We start from the raw sequence: 14,673 nt of genomic DNA, 5'->3' as shown, positions 1-14,673 counted from the left end.
CACTCATCTGCCGCGGGTCACGCGCAAGAAGTACAGCCGTTGATCGCCGCGATCACCGGCTTGCGGCACGCGTGGATCGCGAGCGTGACGCGGCCGCCGGTGTCCCGGATGCGGCGCAGATCCGGATCGGTGAGGTCGGCCATGTCGTCCAGCGTCGGGCGGCGGGTTTCGTCGAGACCGAACACGTTCCCGGGCCGGTTCAGGTCCATCCCGGCGCAGAACGCGCGGCCGGCGCCGGTGACGATGATCGCGCGGACGTCGTCCTGCTCGTTCACTTCGGTGAACGAGTCGTCGACCGGTTCGCGGGGTTTCGCCCGGACGGCGGCCACCCGGCGCGACGTCACGGGCAGAAGCCTCACCGCGAGTCTCCTGCCTGCGACGTCGCAGGCACCTACGGCGATCGCCGGCCTAACCTTCCAAACGGGACCAGAACGCGGTCAAGGCGCGCGCCGGCGGGTGCGGGTCCGTCTCCGGCCACCAGTGCCCGGTATCGGCGAGTTCGGCGATCTCGGCACCGGCGGCCTCGCCGGCGGACCGGTGCTGCGCAGGCGTTCCACTGGCCTGGTCGACGTCCGCGAGGGCGATCAGGGCCAGGCCGGGCCGCTGCCGCGCCTTCGCGAGGCCGCGGCCCGCGTCGGCCATCACCGGCTGGGCGGCTGACCGCAGCAGCGAGAGCACCGCCCGCCCCATGCCGTCGTCCATCCCGGCGGCCACGCGTTCCGCGGCCGGGCCGGTCATCCCGAGCGCGCCGACGACCTCCAGCCGCTGCGCCAGCGTGCCGCCGAAGATTTCCTTCACCGAGGCCTCGCCCGCGCCTTCCTGTTGCCACACCTGGGCCCGCGCGTGCCAGACGTAGCCCGGATCGAATAGGCCGAGCGCGTCCGATGCCCAACTGCGGATCAGATCCGGGCGGGTCATCGCGATCTGGACGACGTGCGCGCCGCCCCAGTCGTGGCCGACGAGATCGACGGGTTCCCGGAACTGCTCCAGCCGCGCGGTGAGCCAATCACGGTAGCCGTCAACGGTGGCGGAGAAGCCGTCCGACGCGGGCACCCCGAAGCCGGGCGGGGACAGCGAGACCGCATCGTCCCGGCCGAGCGCCTCGATCAGCGGTCCCCACACGCCGGCGTTCTCCGGATTGCCGTGCACGAGCACCAAGGGAACAGACATCCTTACTCCTAACTTGCGTGTATGTACGCAAGTAAGTGTAACAGCGGCCGCTGCCGAGGACCACCGCCGGAAGCTACGGCGTGACCGCGAACGCCGCGCGTACCGAGCGCATGGCCTCCCGGATGAGGGCGGGGACGCCCCGAACCGGAGGTTGGGCGATGAGTTGCAGCCCGGTCCCGCGGACCAGGGCGAGGATCAGCACGGCGGCCGCGGCCGGGTTCGCGTCAGGTCGGATGGACCCGTCGGCGACGCCCTGGCGGACAACGTTCGCCAGAAGCTGCCGGAAGTCGGCGTCTCGGCGCGCGAACAGCGGAGCCAGCATGGGGTCGGCCGCGATCGCCTCGCCCCACAGCTGCAGGAACGCGCGCGCCGACGGCGTCCGCCGCACGACGTTGCGCAGGTACGCCTCGACGATCCGCACCAGGTGGTCCAGGCCGTCTCCCTGGTAGGCGGGGACGTCGAACCGCTGCGCCTCGTCGACCACGGCTTCCAACAGCCGTTCCCGGCTGCCGAAATGGTGGTAAACGATGCCGCGGCTGTACCCGGCGGCTTCGCCGACCTCGGCGAGCGTGACGGCACGGGACCCGCTGCGCGCGATAAGCGCCATCGCCGCGTCCAGCACGCGCCGCTCGGTCTCGGCGCGTCGTTGTTCCTGCGTTCGCCTGGCCGGGCGATCGGTCATGCGTCGTGCTCCCCTGACTGGCATCGTGGTCAACGAAGTGTGCCACGGCGTCCTCCCGCAGGCCTCCGCCGCCCGACCTCGATACCGTTCGTCGGCCACGCCGGGTGTCAGCCGCTATCCGGATCTCGTGGGTCAGCTGGATTCGACCAGCGTCCACGGCTCGTCAGGGACCAGACGCAGTCAGTATGCTGATCACGGCCACGCTTCGTCGATTACCTGGGTGGCCGGATACTTCTCCTACGGGTGCCGGGAGTGCCCCGTTGCCTCGCGCGGTCGCGTGGCGGCGTTCATGAACCGAGCGACGCGCTCGCCGTCGAATCCCCTGCTCCACAGGACCGACTTACCCGACCGGGTGAACAGTACTCCCGACCGACTGTCAAGACCGCAGCCGACGGTGTCCAATGGCCCATCCACCCAGCGCGATGTCGGCCGAGGACCGCAGCGAGACCGGGGGCGCCGGGTTGCCCGCACGGGTCGGCCAGCTCGACCACTAGCCCAGGTCGCTGGTCTGTCTCGCTGCGTCGAAACACCGTAACTGAACCCGAGTGTCAGCACTGGACGCTTCTCGCCCCAGCCTGTGAGCTTTCGAGCGAACGGCCGGGTTCGTCCGCGGATTGTCATCGACGCAACCAACCGACCGATCGTCTCAGAAGGTCGTGAAGTCCAAAACGAGACGGCCGCGGACGCCGCCCTCGGCCAGCCGTCGGTGGGCGTCGGCGGCCCGGTCGGCCGGCAACACGTCGGCCACCCGCAGCGTCAGCTCGCCCGCGCCGGCCTGATCCCGCAGCCGCAGCAAGCGGGCGTGATCGGTAGCCGCATCGGTGACGAAGACCTTGTGCAGCCGGATATCGCGGTCAACCGGGCCGTCCCAGCCGCGGACGACGGCCAGTCCGCCGCCGTCACGGACCGCCGAGACGATCAGTTCGTGCTGCGCCGCGCCGTCGATCAACGCGTCCACGCCGTCGGGCGCGAGCGCGCCGAACCGGTCGGCTACGTCGTCACCCCGTGACACGACCGCGTCGGCGCCCAGTTCCTGCACAAGCTGGACGTCGGCCTCCGAGGCGTCCGCGAACACCCGCAGTCCCTCGGCCTTGGCCAACTGCACCGCGTACCCGCCAAAGGCGCCGGCTGCTCCAGTCACCGCGACGATGCCGCCGGCCGGCACGGCGACCAAATCCAGCGCGAGCCGGGCGGTCAGAGCGTTCATCAACAGCGTGCACGCGGCAGGGAAGTCCACCCCGGGCGGCATCGAGACCACCGATTCCACCGGCGCCACAACGAGTTCGGCGTAGGCGCCGCCGCGCGGACCGTAGGCCCGCAGGATCGCGATCACCTGGTCCCCGATCCGGAGTGAGCTGTCGGTGTCCGGGCCGATCGCGTCGACCACGCCGGCAACGTCCATACCGGGAACGTAGGGGCCGGGGCGGCCCTCGAACCACGCTTTTACGGCACCAGCGCGCAGCATGGTGTCGGTGGGGTTGACCGCTGCGGTGTGCACGCGAATTCGCAATTCACCAGGACCCGGGACAGGATCGGGCAAGTCGATCACCCGCAACACCTCGGGGCCGCCGAACTCGATCAAACCGATCGCACGCATGCCCAGTCCTCCATTCTTGATCGCGTTCTCGGCGCGGTTTCGGCGGTCATCGGCCGGTGGGGATCTTGGCAGCCGCAGGATTGCCCACGGACCAGCGCGAGCTGACCCGGTTGCGGCGGACCAGCCAGACGTGGTCGCGATCGCGGACCAGGTCGGTCTCGAACCGGTTGCCCAGCAGAAGGTGGTCCTGGAACTCGACCGACGGCCCTTCGCCGGTCCGGTGGTGTTGTCCGAGCAGATAGCAGGTCAGTTTGGCGGTGTCGCCGTCCACCCACACCCGGACGTTGGACAAGGCGTGAAATGTGTCCATCGCGGTTCCCACGGTCCGCATCAGCGTTTCGATGACCTGTTCGCGGCCGACGTAGGGCTCGAACACGTGGATGCTGGGGTCGATGCCACCGAGGTCGAACACGACATCCTCGCTGAAAGCGGAACGCAGCAGCTTCTCGTCGCCGAAGTCGATTCCCTCGACGACCCGGGTGACCGCATCCACGATGCCGTCCCGGTCGGTGTAAGCCGTCGCCTCACTCGGCTTCATCGGAAGTCTCCTGTCCTCGATCGAGCCAACGCCGACGTTGGTGTTGGTTCCGCAATGGTCGAGTTCGCCGCGCACGGGTCCGATGGCACCACCGTGACCCGCATCGCTGCCCGCGCCGGCGTCAATAAGGAACGGCGCTACGCCTACTTCGGCGACAAGGACGCTCTCTTCGACGAGGTGCTCACCGAAGCGCTGCAAGAACTCTCCCGCGTTGTCACGCCGGATGGCGTGAGTTTCGGCGACATGGGCGAAGTCGCCGGACGCACCTTCGACTACTACGACCGGCACCCTGAGCTGGCGCGCCTGCTGTTGTGGGAAGGTCCGCGCGACGCTCCACCGGTCAATGCCACCGTGCGCGTCGAGCACTACAGCCGCAAGGTCGCTGCCACCGGCCAGGCCCAACGCGACGGGTCCATCGACGGCGGCATCAACGCCGGCCGACTGGCGCCGAGGCCGACAACCCAGACGAGCGAGCCCGAAGGCGAGCCTTCGTCGTGGAGGCGGCGCGGCGCCTGACCCGGTCACAGGCGGACGTCACGGCTTCCTGAGAAACTCTCTGGAACGCGACTTCACGGACGCGCAGGAGCGCTCGGCCACAGCGAGTGGCAGCGGTGGGTGAAAGCCGCCAACCGCAAGGACCGCTATGCTGCAAAGTCACCGGCACCAGTGACCGCTACCTGAACCAACGATGCCCGCGAAGTCGCTCAGCGCTCTGGCAGGCATCATTCCGGCCGCCCCGCGTCGGCAGGCAGAGCTTGATCGGCCGGGTCCACGATCGTGACCTCCTCGATCGTCTCGAACCTGCCGTCCGGCGCGAGACTGCCGAACACATAGGACTCACGCACCTGCCGGGTACCGTCGCGCATCTCGATCGTGAGCACGTGGCGGTCCGCGTAGGCGGATCCGAGGACCAGCTCGTCCAGCAGTTCGATCTTCACCGAGCGAATCATCGTGCGGATGTGAGCGAGGTTCCGCGCGATCGCCGGCCACTCGGCCCAGACGCCGCCGGTCCGTTGCCGGTAAGTGGGAGTGAAATGTCTGGCCATCACCTCCTCCACCGGAGTCTCCCGCTCGTTCAGCAGCTCCTCGAGCACGATCCCCATACTCCTCATCGATTTCCTCCTTCAGTCGGGCAAGCCGAACAGACCTGACGACTGAACCACCGCCGGCCCCGCGGCACCATCCGTGATCGGCCCGGTTCCATACGCGTTCGACCCGCGGAACCCGGACTAGCATGGCGCTCGTGGACGCGATCAGCAGCGCCATCAACAGTGTCCGGGCGGGACGAGCCAACGGTCGTCGGCTGCGCGCGTCAGGTGCCTGGAGCATGCGGTTTCCCGGCTTCGTCGGCATCGGTTTCCACGTCCTGCTGAACGGCGAGGCATGGCTGATTGCCGACCGGAGCACGCCTGTCCGGCTGCGTCCCGGCGACGTCGTGATCGCACCGAACGGCGCGGAGCACGGCCTCGGTCACGCACCGGCCCGGCTCGGCGAGCTGCCGGAGTTTCCCCGGACCGACCGGCCGGTGTCCCGGCCGGACGCCGAGTTCATCTGCGGCGCTTATCGGCTCGACCACGGCCGGCTCCATCCGATGCTCCGCGGGCTGCCCGAAACGATCGTCGTCTCGCCGGACCACGCTCACTCCCCTGAGCTGAGAACGCTGGTGGGCCTGCTGGAGAAGGAGGTCTCCGAGGTGCAGCAAGGCAACTGGGTGACCCGGTCCGCACTGGTCGACCTCATCCTGGTTCACGCCCTGCGGCACTGGTGCGGCGCACCGGACAACGCGAGCTGGACGACCGGGGCCGACCCGGCCATCGCCGCGGCACTGGACCAGATCCACGAACGCCCGCAACATGCTTGGAACGTCCAGCGACTCGCCAAGGTGGCGGGTATGTCACGTACGTCGTTCAACCGACGCTTCACCGTCCAGGTCGGACTACCGCCGATGACCTACGTGACGTACTGGCGACTGGCCTGTGCCGCCCGCCTGCTCCGGCAGACCACCTTCGGGCTGGCCACGATCGCCCGCCAAATCGGCTACTCCACCGAGTTCGCTTTCGCCACTGCGTTCAGCCGCGAATACGGTCTCGCCCCCGGGCAGTTCCGCGACCACCCGGACCCGGTTCCCGCACCACACTGAACTTTACCAGCGTAAAGTATAGCGTGTCGCTCCTGGCGTCTGACGCCACGACACGACGAAGAGTGGGCGGCAGCGTCCTCCACCTGGACTCCGGCGGCGCTGTCATGTCGAAGCCGTACGGCGAGCACCCTGCGGGCCAGCGGCCGACGAGACCGGGGCGCTCCCAGCTCACTCGCGGGACTGGTCCGCGGCCGCGAACACGATTCTGTCGACCAGGTGCCAGTACGCCTCGGCGATGTCCGTCCGGTCGGCCGCAACGCCACTCGTGACCTGCATCTCGGGACCGAACTCCGACAGGGTGGCCGTGAGGCTGACCATCATGTAGTGGAAGAGGATCGGCTCGACCTCGGGCAGCAGGCCCTGGCCCTGGGCGGCCGCGATCTGCGGAAGCAGCCGGTCGAGCAGCGGCTTGAGGACCGTGTCAGCAGCCCACCGCAGGCGCGGGTTGCGCGTGGACGCCTCCTGACGCATGAAGCGGTGGAAGTCGGGAAACCGGACCGTGTGACGGAACAGCACCCTGTACTCGGCGCGCAGTCGTTCCAGCGGGTCCAGGCCCGAGTCGCGGACGGCCTGCTCGTCCCACTCTTCCCTGATCCGTGCGAAGGTCGCCTCGGCCGTCGCGCGCCACAGCAGGTCCTTGTTCGGGAAGTGGTACGTGATCAACGGGTGTTGCACACCCGCGCGGTCGGCGATGGCGCGGATGCTGGCCGTCTCGAAACCCTTCTCGGCGAACTCGGCGAAGGCCGCGGAGAGGATGGTCTCGCGCGTGGCCAGGGACCTCTGCTGTTCCGCGCGCCGGCGCGGTCGTTCGGCCTCCGTCGAAGCGCCCTGCTCCGGCCGCTTCCCGGCTGCGGACGTGCTTCCCGATACCATGCCGAACCCTAACACCGCAGGTCCGGCGGCCCTGTTCGTCATCGCTCCGGCGAACCGGCTTCCACCGGCGATGTGCGTGGTTTCCGTTCGTTCTCGAGCCGGAAGTCGTACTCGACGGCGTACCCCACGCCCCTGGCCTCCGGGCGCACGACGAGGGAATCTTTGACCCCGTACACCGCGTCACTGCCGAGATAGCGGTCATCCGCCAGGAACAGATGGGTGACGAGCGTCCGGCAGCCGGCAGCGCTGATCATGAAATGGATGTGGGCCGGCCGGAAGGGGTGCCGCCTCATGAGGTGCAACAGCTGCCCCACCGGGCCGTCGGTCGGGATGGGGTAGCTCTCGGGCAGCACCGTCTGGAACTCGTACCTCCCTTCGCCGTCCGTGCGGAAGGTGCCGCGGAGGTGACCCCGCGGCTGTTCGGGATCCTGGCAGTCGTAGAGCTGGTTGCTCGCGGTCTGCCAGACCTCCACGACCGCCCCCGCGACCGGTGTTCCGTCCACTGCGGACACCCGGCCGCCGACCGTGAGCGGTGGATTGCTCTCCGGCCGCAGGAGAATCGAGTCGCCGTTCGCGATCTCCCGTTGCCGTCCGGTGTAGAACGGCCCGAGCACCGTCGAGTCGGTGACGTCGTCCGCGTCGTGCCCGATCGCGTCGACCAATGTGGACACACCCAGGATGTCGGACAGCAGAATGAACTCCTGGCGGTCGTCCGTGCACGTCTGACCGGTCCGGGTGAGGAAGTCGATCGCGGCCGCCCACTCCTGCTGGGTGAGCCCGGCCTCCCTGACGAACGCGTGGAGATGGCTGACGGCGAGCGAGAGGATCTCACGCAGCCTGGGGTCAGCGGGCCGGATCTGGGCGACGACCTGCTCGGTCAGCTCGACGAACACAGCTTCCATGACCGATGGTCTCCTTTCTCAACGTGATGGTCGACGCCCGTGGTAGGCGTCGTCGAGGAGTTCTCTCAGTGCGTCCCTGTCCAACGGCCGCGGGTTCCAATACGGCGCCGTCACGGCGATCTCGGCCACGTCGTCGAGCGCGGCCTCGGACATCCCGATCGACTCGAGCGACGTCGGCGCACCGAGCGCCTCGGTCAGGTCGAACAGGCCCTGAGCCGCGTCGTCCGCCTCGACGGCGCGGGCCACGACCTCGACCTCCCGCGGTGCGGCGGCGGAGTTGTACGCGATGACGTGGGGCAGGACGATCGCGTGCGTCTCGGCGTGCGGCAGGTCGTACGTGCCGCCGAGGATGTGACAGAGCTTGTGGTGCAGGGCCATTCCCACCGAACCCAGGCAGGTGCCGCCCAGCCAGGCCCCGACCAGCGCGTCGGACCGCGCCGCACGGTCCAGCGGATCGGACACGATGGCCGGCAGGGCTCGCGCGAGCAGCGAGATCGCCTGTTCGGCCAGCGCCGAGGTGACCGGGTTCGCGTTCTCCGCGTAGAGAGCCTCTGCCGCGTGCGCGATCGCGTTCAGGCCGGACACGCACGACAGGCTCGCGGGAAGGCCCATGGTGAGATCGACGTCGTACACGATGACCTCGGGCAGCACGCGCTCGGAACGCAGGGTCGTCTTCCTGCCGCCGTCGGTCTGGCCGAGGATCGGGGTCGCCTCGGACCCCGCGTACGTCGCGGGAATCGCGATCTGCGGAAGACCGGTCCTGAACGCGAGGGCCTTGCTCAGCCCCGTGGCCGAACCGCCACCCAGTGAGACCAGGCAGTCGGGTTCCACCTCACGGACGGACCGCAGCACACGTTCGGTCACGTCGATCGGCGTGTGCATGACCACCTCCCTCGACACCCCCACGACGAGGTCGCCCAGCACGTCCAGGAGCCGCGCGGTCGTTCCCGTCGACTCCGGCGCTCCGGAGAGGACGAACACCCGCGCACCACCCAGGGCCCGCACCTCGCGCGGAACGTCGGCAAGGGTGCCGCTGCCGAAGACGACCCGGCCGGTCGGCGGCGTGTACTCGAAGGAACTGGGCGTCATCGAAGCGACCTTCCTGTTGTCTCGGCACCTACCTGCCGGCGAACTCGATCTCGGGTGGCTCGACGCCGGCGTCGAAAGCCTTGGCCGTGTTCACGAAACCGCGCTGGACGTCCGCGCCGTCGTAAAGTTCCATGGCCACGTCGAGAACCACTTCGTCAGTGGCCGCGACGCCCCCGCTGGACCAGACCTTGAGCAACGTCCGGGTGGCGACGTAGGAGCGCGTCGGTCCGACGGCGAGGCGTCGCACGAGTGCGTCGGCCTCGGCGTCGAGCCGGGACTCGGGGACCACGTGCGTGGCGATCCCGAGCTCCCCCGCCTGGGTGCCGGGGATGGGCTCACCGAGTGCGGCGAAGCGGTGGGCACGCGCCCGGCCCACGCGTTCGGCCAGCCGCTGGATGCCGCCGGCCACCGGCAGCATGCCCGTGGTGACCTCCACGCACCGGAAGACCGCGGTGTCGGCAGCCACGAGGAAGTCGCAGGCGAGCGCCAGCTCGAGGCCTCCACCGAACGCGAGGCCCCGCACGACCGCCACGGTCGGAACGCGCAAGGCCTCGATCGCCCGGTACGACGTGGCGACCTCACGGACGAACGTGCGGAACCAGGTGCCGTCCCTGCCCGGCCACTCGCGGACGTCACCGCCCAGGCTGAAGTTCGGTCCTTCCGCGACGACGGCGAGCACCCGGATGTCGCTTTCACCGGCCGCGTGCACCGCGTCGCGCAGGTCGGCGGCGTACCGGGTGCCGACCCGGTTGTGGGGTGGATCCGCGAGCAGGATCCGGCCGATGCCGCCCTGCCGCTCGAATCGAACGCTGCCCATGTTGCGCTCCTTCACTGACGGTTCCGGTTGTCTCAGGCTGTTTCGGGAATGACGGGGAGCAGGAGGTGCGACGGCCGGTCGGCGTCGTGGTAGACCCGGTGGGTCACGGTCTCGCTGCTGCTGACGTGGTAGGGGATGTACTCCACGCCGCTCATGGCTCCGGTTCCGGTCGGGACGTCCATGCTGGAGATCTCCAGGCAGATCCGGTGCCCGGCCCGGAACGTGTTGGCGGTCGCGAGGATCTGGATCCGGTACTCGGTGACCGCTCCCGGTTCGACCGGGGCGACGGAGTCACGGGTCAGTTTGTGGAAAGGCTCCCAGGGCGTGGACCGCTCCTCGTCCAGCGCCCGGTACGACGCTTTGAGCCAGCCGCGGGTGAGTTCCCGTTCGGGGAGGTCCGCGGGCAGGTCGCGTTCACCTTCACGCGCCGTGCGCACGGACACGTCGGGACCCACGTCCTTCAGGACGATGATCCAGTTCGTGTCGGGCTTGTCGATCTCGGCGTACAGGGTGAGGCTGATCGGCCCCACCACCGTCAGGTCGTGTGCCAGCGGCTCGCCGAGGTAACGCAGGCGCTCGACCGTCTTCGTCCTGGTGAGCGGCATCTGCGTGAAAACGTCGGGCTGCCGTGCGGACTCGCCCGTCTCGGCCGCGGGTCGCGGGGGTTCGACGCTCAGCGATTCCCAGGCACCGAGGTGGAACTTCGTCCACTCCGTCTGCGGTAGCGGCCAGTCCTCGCCGGTGCGCCACTCGTTGCGGCCCATGAGCCAATAGCGCACCGGCGGCTCGGACATGATGCCGGTGTCGATGCCCTTGAGCCAGTGGTCGTACCACCGGATGATCTCGTCGTGGTACTGGTGGAACGGCCGCTCGACGTGCGCTGGTCCGGTGAAGATCAGCTTCTTCGGCTGGTCGACGTTCCGGAAGTAGTGCTGCGCACCCAGCCAGTGGAGCTTGTACGTGTACGCGTAGGCACCTGAGCCGGTGTAGAACGGGACCTTGATCTTCTTGAAGGTCTCTTCGGCTTGCTCGACGACGCCGTCCGTCTCCCACGGATGGGTCATGGCGTGGTACATGACGAACGTGCGCTGGCCCTTCTGGGTCAGGATGTTGTACAGGTTGACGTACTGCTTGAAGTCGGGATTCGCCATGGCCTGCCGCCACAACGCCTCCTCCTCGTCCGGCAGCGGGCCGGGCCGGTCCCGCGACTCGTGCACGGTGCTGAACACGTCGAGCAGGTACGGGAACGTGTGCAGCACCCCGCCGGGGTGCAAATCGCGGAACCCGAACATCCCGCCGTACGCACTGCAGGCGTCGTACGGGAAGATCGCCTTGAGCGCGGGATGACCCTGCGCCGCGGCTCGCCACTGCTCCCCCGCGTAGCCGGAGATGCCGACCATCCCGACATTGCCGTCGGACCACGGCTGCTGCGTGATCCACTCGATCAGGTCGTAGTGGTCGGTGTCCTCTTCGCCGTAGTGCCCCTCTGACTTCGCCGATCCGCGCGGTTGCGCGATGACGTGCACGTAGCCGCTGGCGACGAATCGTCGCGTGTCCCCGGCCTCGATCGGCCCGAACCACAGGGGCGCGTGCGCGGGCTGGGGCGGCAGCACGTCCGCGATGTCGGGACCTTGGATGTCCTTGTTGTGCAACGCACTCGCGTAGAGAACGGGGTGCCCGCCCGGCGCCTCCGGACGGTAGACGTCCACCGCCAGACGCGTGCCGTCCCGCATGGTGACCAGGATGTCGCGTTCCTCGATCATGCTCCGAACTCCCTTCAGCGGGGCGCCGACGCGAGCGGCAGGCACCGGGCGGGTCGACCAGATCACTAACCTTTACGGTCGTAAAGTATATGACCGCGACCCCGACCGCAAGGACGCACCGGCGACATCGAGGCCAGCAAGCGCTTCCCGGCACGATCACCGAATCGCCGAGCATTCAGCGCCTCCAGGTACTTGACCTCCAGGACGTGAGGCAGGATCCAGCACGCGTCTTGTGACGATTGCCGCAGACCTGCATGTCGCACAGCGCCCGCGACCGCTCCGTGAGGTGTCATGGAACGCCCACCGGCAGTCCGGCGCCGCGCAGAGCCTGATCCGGCTCCACTCCCCGCGGTACACGGCCACGGCCACGGTCTCGACGATGACATCCAGCCAGGCCCTTCCTGACCGGGCGACGAGACGCAGCCCGTCCCGCCGGCCGGGCGCAAGCAGCAGCGGGTAGTCCGAGAAGGCCGTGGCGGCATCGAAGTCACCCTCGAGCGACTGGTGCATTGCCGTGCGAAGGCGGGTCAGTACGGCCAGATCTTCCTCCGTCACCGCCAGGCCGCCATCGGCAAGGCCGGTGCTCGCTCAACCAGGCCGCCAGCGGCTGCACCGACGTCAGCTGTTCGCCGCCAGCGCACTTGGCCGTGTCGGCTGAACGAACGCTCGTCGACGGTGTTGAGAACTCCTCGATCAATCATCAGCGAGGACGCGTTTTTCGGGGCCACCGACACAGAGGGCTTCAGCCGGCAGCAGGCCCCGACGCGAGCGTCGGGGCGACGAGACGCAGCCATCTGTTCTGCTTCTCGCACAAGCGCCGGAGCTTTCCCCGGAGGCAGCTAACGCCTCGCTTCGGCGGGATGAGCAAGGGCGAACGCAACCGGATCAAGATCCGCGTCCGCACCGCCATGGCCGCCCAGGCCTCCGTCGAAAGCCGACTCCTCGGCGGCCGACCGCCCTACGGCTACCAACTCGCCGACGCCGGCCCACACCCCAACCCGGCCAAAGCCGCCGAAGGCAAACGGTTGCACCGCCTCGAACCCGACCCCGTTACCGCGCCGGTCGTGCAGCGGATCCACGCCGAGTTACGGCTCGCGCACGAGGGCCGGTGCCGTAGATGGATTCGTGGGTCTGTCCCGCTCGGAGCGAATCTGGCCGCTACGCGCGCCAAGTGGCGCGACGTGTCGAACGAGCTGGCCACGACGAGGAACCGGCCGCCCGCGCAGCAGCGGCGCGAACTCGAAGCGCCCGAACGACTTCACCGCACACAAGTTCACGCCGGTCAGCGCGGCCATGAACAACAGCGCGGCGGCCCAGGTGGGTGCGCCTGGTACGAGCTGGTGAGCGATGGCGGCACCGGCGGTCGCCTCGAACGCGAGCACGACCGACCAGTGGCAGGCGTCGAGCCAGCCGATGGTCGCTGCACTGCCGTCGCCCGCCACGATCCCGTGCCCCGGCTTGCTCCGCGACCGCGACTGCGACCCGCAGCCACGCGATCCGCCGTTCGGACGACACAGAACGCCCTGACCCCGCCGTTGCCGGCGCGCCGGTTCACAAGGCCGGAGCGAGGTGCAGCACCAGCGGCTTGGTGAGAACCGCCATCTCGATGGGCGCGCGAGGACACCCGCGGTCCAACCAATCGACCGCGACTCCGACGAGGCCGCCGGCGGCGAACCCGGCAGGCACGTCGTAGTCGTCGTCGGCCGAGTCTGCGCCGGACAGCACGCAAGCGGAGGCGTGGATCGTCGCCGTCGCGCGGGCGAGAAGGTGGGCGAGGACGCGGGCGCTGCCACCCGGGCCAAGGAGGCTGCGGTACAGGCCGGCGTGCTCGGCGAGGTGAGCGAAGAACCTCGTCAGGGCGGGTGACGGGCAGGCGTCCGGATCCTCGGGGCCGACGGCCGCCAGAGAGTCGAGGAGGTCGTCGATCATCGCCGTGCAGGCGGCTTCGGCCAGCTCGTGGACATCGCGGTAGTGCGCGTAGAAGGTCGACCGGTTGACGTCCGCGTGCTCGGCGACGTCGGCCACCGTGAGCTGCGTCAGGTCGGTTTCTTCGACGAGTTCCAGCAACGCCTGCTGCAGCGCGGCCTGGCTGCGGCGGACGCGGCGGTCGGGAGCGGGGCTGGGGGACTTCACCACGCAGTCAGTGTACCTTTGACAACACACGCTGGATATCCGACACATGTCGGTTATCGTAAGAACGGAGACACCGTGACGAAAACCCTGGGCTTCATCGGCGCCGGCATGATCGGCGGCACCCTCGCGCACCTGGCCATCGCCGCCGGGATCGAGGTCGTCCTCAGTAACTCCCGCGGCCCCGAAACGCTGGCCGACCTGGTGGGCGAGCTCGGCGACGGCGCACGGGCGGCCACCCCCGCGGAGGCCGCAGCCGCCGGCGACCTGGTGGTGGCGACCATCCCTCTGGTGGCCTACGACCGCCTGCCCGCCGAAGCGCTGGCCGGCAAGACCGTGCTCGACACGATGAACTACTACCCGCAGCGCGACGGCCGGATCCCGGTGCTCGACAGCGGCGAACTGACCTCCAGCGCCCTCGTGCAGCGCCATCTGGCCGGCGCGCACGTGGTCAAGGCGAGCAACAACATCATCTTCAGCAGCCTGCGCGCGCTGGCCCGCCCGACCGGCGCGCCCGACCGCAGCGCCCTGCCGATCGCCGGAGACTTCCCCGAGGCGAACGCCGAAGCCACCGCCCTGCTCGACACCCTCGGCTACGACACCGTGGACGCCGGCCCGCTCGCGGACAGCTGGCGCTTCGAGCCCGGCACGCCCGCCTACACGCAGCCGTACCTGCCCGGGCAGCCGCCGGAGAACCCCACGATGGAAGAACTGCAGCACTGGTTCGCCGAGACGCCGTCCGTGCCCGTGCCCACCCAGCGGCTGCGCGAACTGCTCGACAGCGCTGTTCGCGGCCCAGTCGGAGGCTTCCTACCGGCGATCTTGTCCTGAGTCCCGACCGGAGCCTGTCCGGGCGGCCGGTGGATTCTTCATCGCCCGGCCGCCCCGGACACGATCGCTGACCACGCTCTGACGACTCGCTCACCCGTTCCGCGCACTCTTTCGCACCGCTGCTCAGGCTGACGGCGTCGT

At 69.1% G+C, this 14,673-nt stretch carries 17 protein-coding genes; 3 read left to right on the top strand and 14 right to left on the bottom strand.

Annotated elements, in window-relative coordinates; genetic code table 11:
- Positions 1-17 precede the first annotated feature (17 nt).
- From ACZ7OU_RS48750 to ACZ7OU_RS48730, 5 genes are all read right to left on the bottom strand, one after another.
- On the bottom strand, positions 18-359 hold the full coding sequence (locus ACZ7OU_RS48750; protein WP_470260547.1) for an enoyl-CoA hydratase-related protein: 342 nt from the start codon (positions 357-359) through the stop codon (positions 18-20).
- 49 nt (positions 360-408) lie between these two features.
- On the bottom strand, positions 409-1,170 hold the full coding sequence (locus tag ACZ7OU_RS48745) for an alpha/beta fold hydrolase (RefSeq protein WP_470260546.1): 762 nt from the start codon (positions 1,168-1,170) through the stop codon (positions 409-411).
- A 73-nt stretch (positions 1,171-1,243) separates the two neighbouring features.
- Positions 1,244-1,852: a TetR/AcrR family transcriptional regulator gene (locus tag ACZ7OU_RS48740; RefSeq protein ID WP_470260545.1), complete on the bottom strand. Its 609-nt coding sequence runs from the start codon at positions 1,850-1,852 to the stop codon at positions 1,244-1,246.
- Between the two features lie 646 nt (positions 1,853-2,498).
- Complete coding sequence (locus ACZ7OU_RS48735) at positions 2,499-3,449, bottom strand: NADP-dependent oxidoreductase (protein ID WP_470260544.1); 951 nt, start codon at positions 3,447-3,449, stop codon at positions 2,499-2,501.
- Positions 3,450-3,495: 46 nt separating this feature from the next.
- Positions 3,496-4,062: a nuclear transport factor 2 family protein gene (locus ACZ7OU_RS48730; RefSeq protein ID WP_470260543.1), complete on the bottom strand. Its 567-nt coding sequence runs from the start codon at positions 4,060-4,062 to the stop codon at positions 3,496-3,498.
- Here ACZ7OU_RS48730 and ACZ7OU_RS48725 point away from each other — a divergent pair.
- Positions 4,042-4,503 carry a TetR/AcrR family transcriptional regulator gene (locus ACZ7OU_RS48725; RefSeq protein WP_470260542.1) on the top strand — a complete coding sequence of 154 codons (462 nt, stop codon included), beginning with the start codon at positions 4,042-4,044 and terminating at the stop codon, positions 4,501-4,503. The genes ACZ7OU_RS48730 and ACZ7OU_RS48725 overlap by 21 nt on opposite strands.
- 206 nt (positions 4,504-4,709) lie before the next feature.
- On the opposite strand, the gene ACZ7OU_RS48720 is transcribed toward ACZ7OU_RS48725, so the two are convergent.
- Positions 4,710-5,081, bottom strand: coding sequence for a hypothetical protein (locus ACZ7OU_RS48720; protein WP_470260541.1), 372 nt, complete (start codon positions 5,079-5,081; stop codon positions 4,710-4,712).
- Positions 5,082-5,221: 140 nt separating this feature from the next.
- On the opposite strand from ACZ7OU_RS48720, the gene ACZ7OU_RS48715 reads away from it, so the two are divergent.
- Entirely contained in the window at positions 5,222-6,127 is a 906-nt protein-coding gene (locus tag ACZ7OU_RS48715) for an AraC family transcriptional regulator (RefSeq protein WP_470260540.1), read from the top strand.
- A gap of 168 nt (positions 6,128-6,295) precedes the next feature.
- Here ACZ7OU_RS48715 and ACZ7OU_RS48710 read toward each other — a convergent pair whose 3' ends face one another.
- The 8 genes from ACZ7OU_RS48710 to ACZ7OU_RS48675 all read right to left on the bottom strand — a co-directional run bounded on the left by ACZ7OU_RS48710 (position 6,296) and on the right by ACZ7OU_RS48675 (position 13,707).
- The gene (locus tag ACZ7OU_RS48710; RefSeq protein ID WP_470260539.1) at positions 6,296-7,000 is read right to left on the bottom strand and encodes a TetR/AcrR family transcriptional regulator; all 705 of its coding nucleotides are present in this window, start codon (positions 6,998-7,000) and stop codon (positions 6,296-6,298) included.
- Between the two features lie 38 nt (positions 7,001-7,038).
- Positions 7,039-7,902 (bottom strand): dioxygenase family protein, encoded by an 864-nt coding sequence (locus ACZ7OU_RS48705; protein WP_470260538.1) that lies wholly within the window; start codon positions 7,900-7,902, stop codon positions 7,039-7,041.
- 18 nt (positions 7,903-7,920) lie between these two features.
- Positions 7,921-8,991: a maleylacetate reductase gene (locus ACZ7OU_RS48700; RefSeq protein WP_470260537.1), complete on the bottom strand. Its 1,071-nt coding sequence runs from the start codon at positions 8,989-8,991 to the stop codon at positions 7,921-7,923.
- Between the two features lie 28 nt (positions 8,992-9,019).
- Entirely contained in the window at positions 9,020-9,808 is a 789-nt protein-coding gene (locus tag ACZ7OU_RS48695) for an enoyl-CoA hydratase/isomerase family protein (protein WP_470260536.1), read from the bottom strand.
- Positions 9,809-9,840: 32 nt separating this feature from the next.
- A complete protein-coding gene (locus ACZ7OU_RS48690) occupies positions 9,841-11,571 on the bottom strand; it encodes a CocE/NonD family hydrolase (protein WP_470260535.1) in 1,731 nt (576 codons plus the stop codon).
- Positions 11,572-11,727: 156 nt separating this feature from the next.
- The gene (locus ACZ7OU_RS48685) at positions 11,728-12,081 is read right to left on the bottom strand and encodes a CGNR zinc finger domain-containing protein (RefSeq protein ID WP_470260586.1); all 354 of its coding nucleotides are present in this window, start codon (positions 12,079-12,081) and stop codon (positions 11,728-11,730) included.
- Positions 12,082-12,656: 575 nt separating this feature from the next.
- Positions 12,657-13,013, bottom strand: a complete 357-nt coding sequence (locus tag ACZ7OU_RS48680) for a hypothetical protein (protein WP_470260534.1) — start codon at positions 13,011-13,013, stop codon at positions 12,657-12,659.
- A gap of 109 nt (positions 13,014-13,122) precedes the next feature.
- Entirely contained in the window at positions 13,123-13,707 is a 585-nt protein-coding gene (locus ACZ7OU_RS48675; protein WP_470260533.1) for a TetR/AcrR family transcriptional regulator, read from the bottom strand.
- Positions 13,708-13,779: 72 nt separating this feature from the next.
- Between ACZ7OU_RS48675 and ACZ7OU_RS48670 the strand changes: the two genes are divergently transcribed.
- Positions 13,780-14,532: an NADPH-dependent F420 reductase gene (locus ACZ7OU_RS48670; protein WP_470260532.1), complete on the top strand. Its 753-nt coding sequence runs from the start codon at positions 13,780-13,782 to the stop codon at positions 14,530-14,532.
- Positions 14,533-14,673 lie beyond the last annotated feature (141 nt).

The organism is Amycolatopsis sp. NPDC114505 (genome assembly GCF_055633615.1).
The sequence above is the reverse complement of the archived record's forward strand: the minus strand, read 5'-3'. Positions and strand labels throughout refer to the sequence as shown.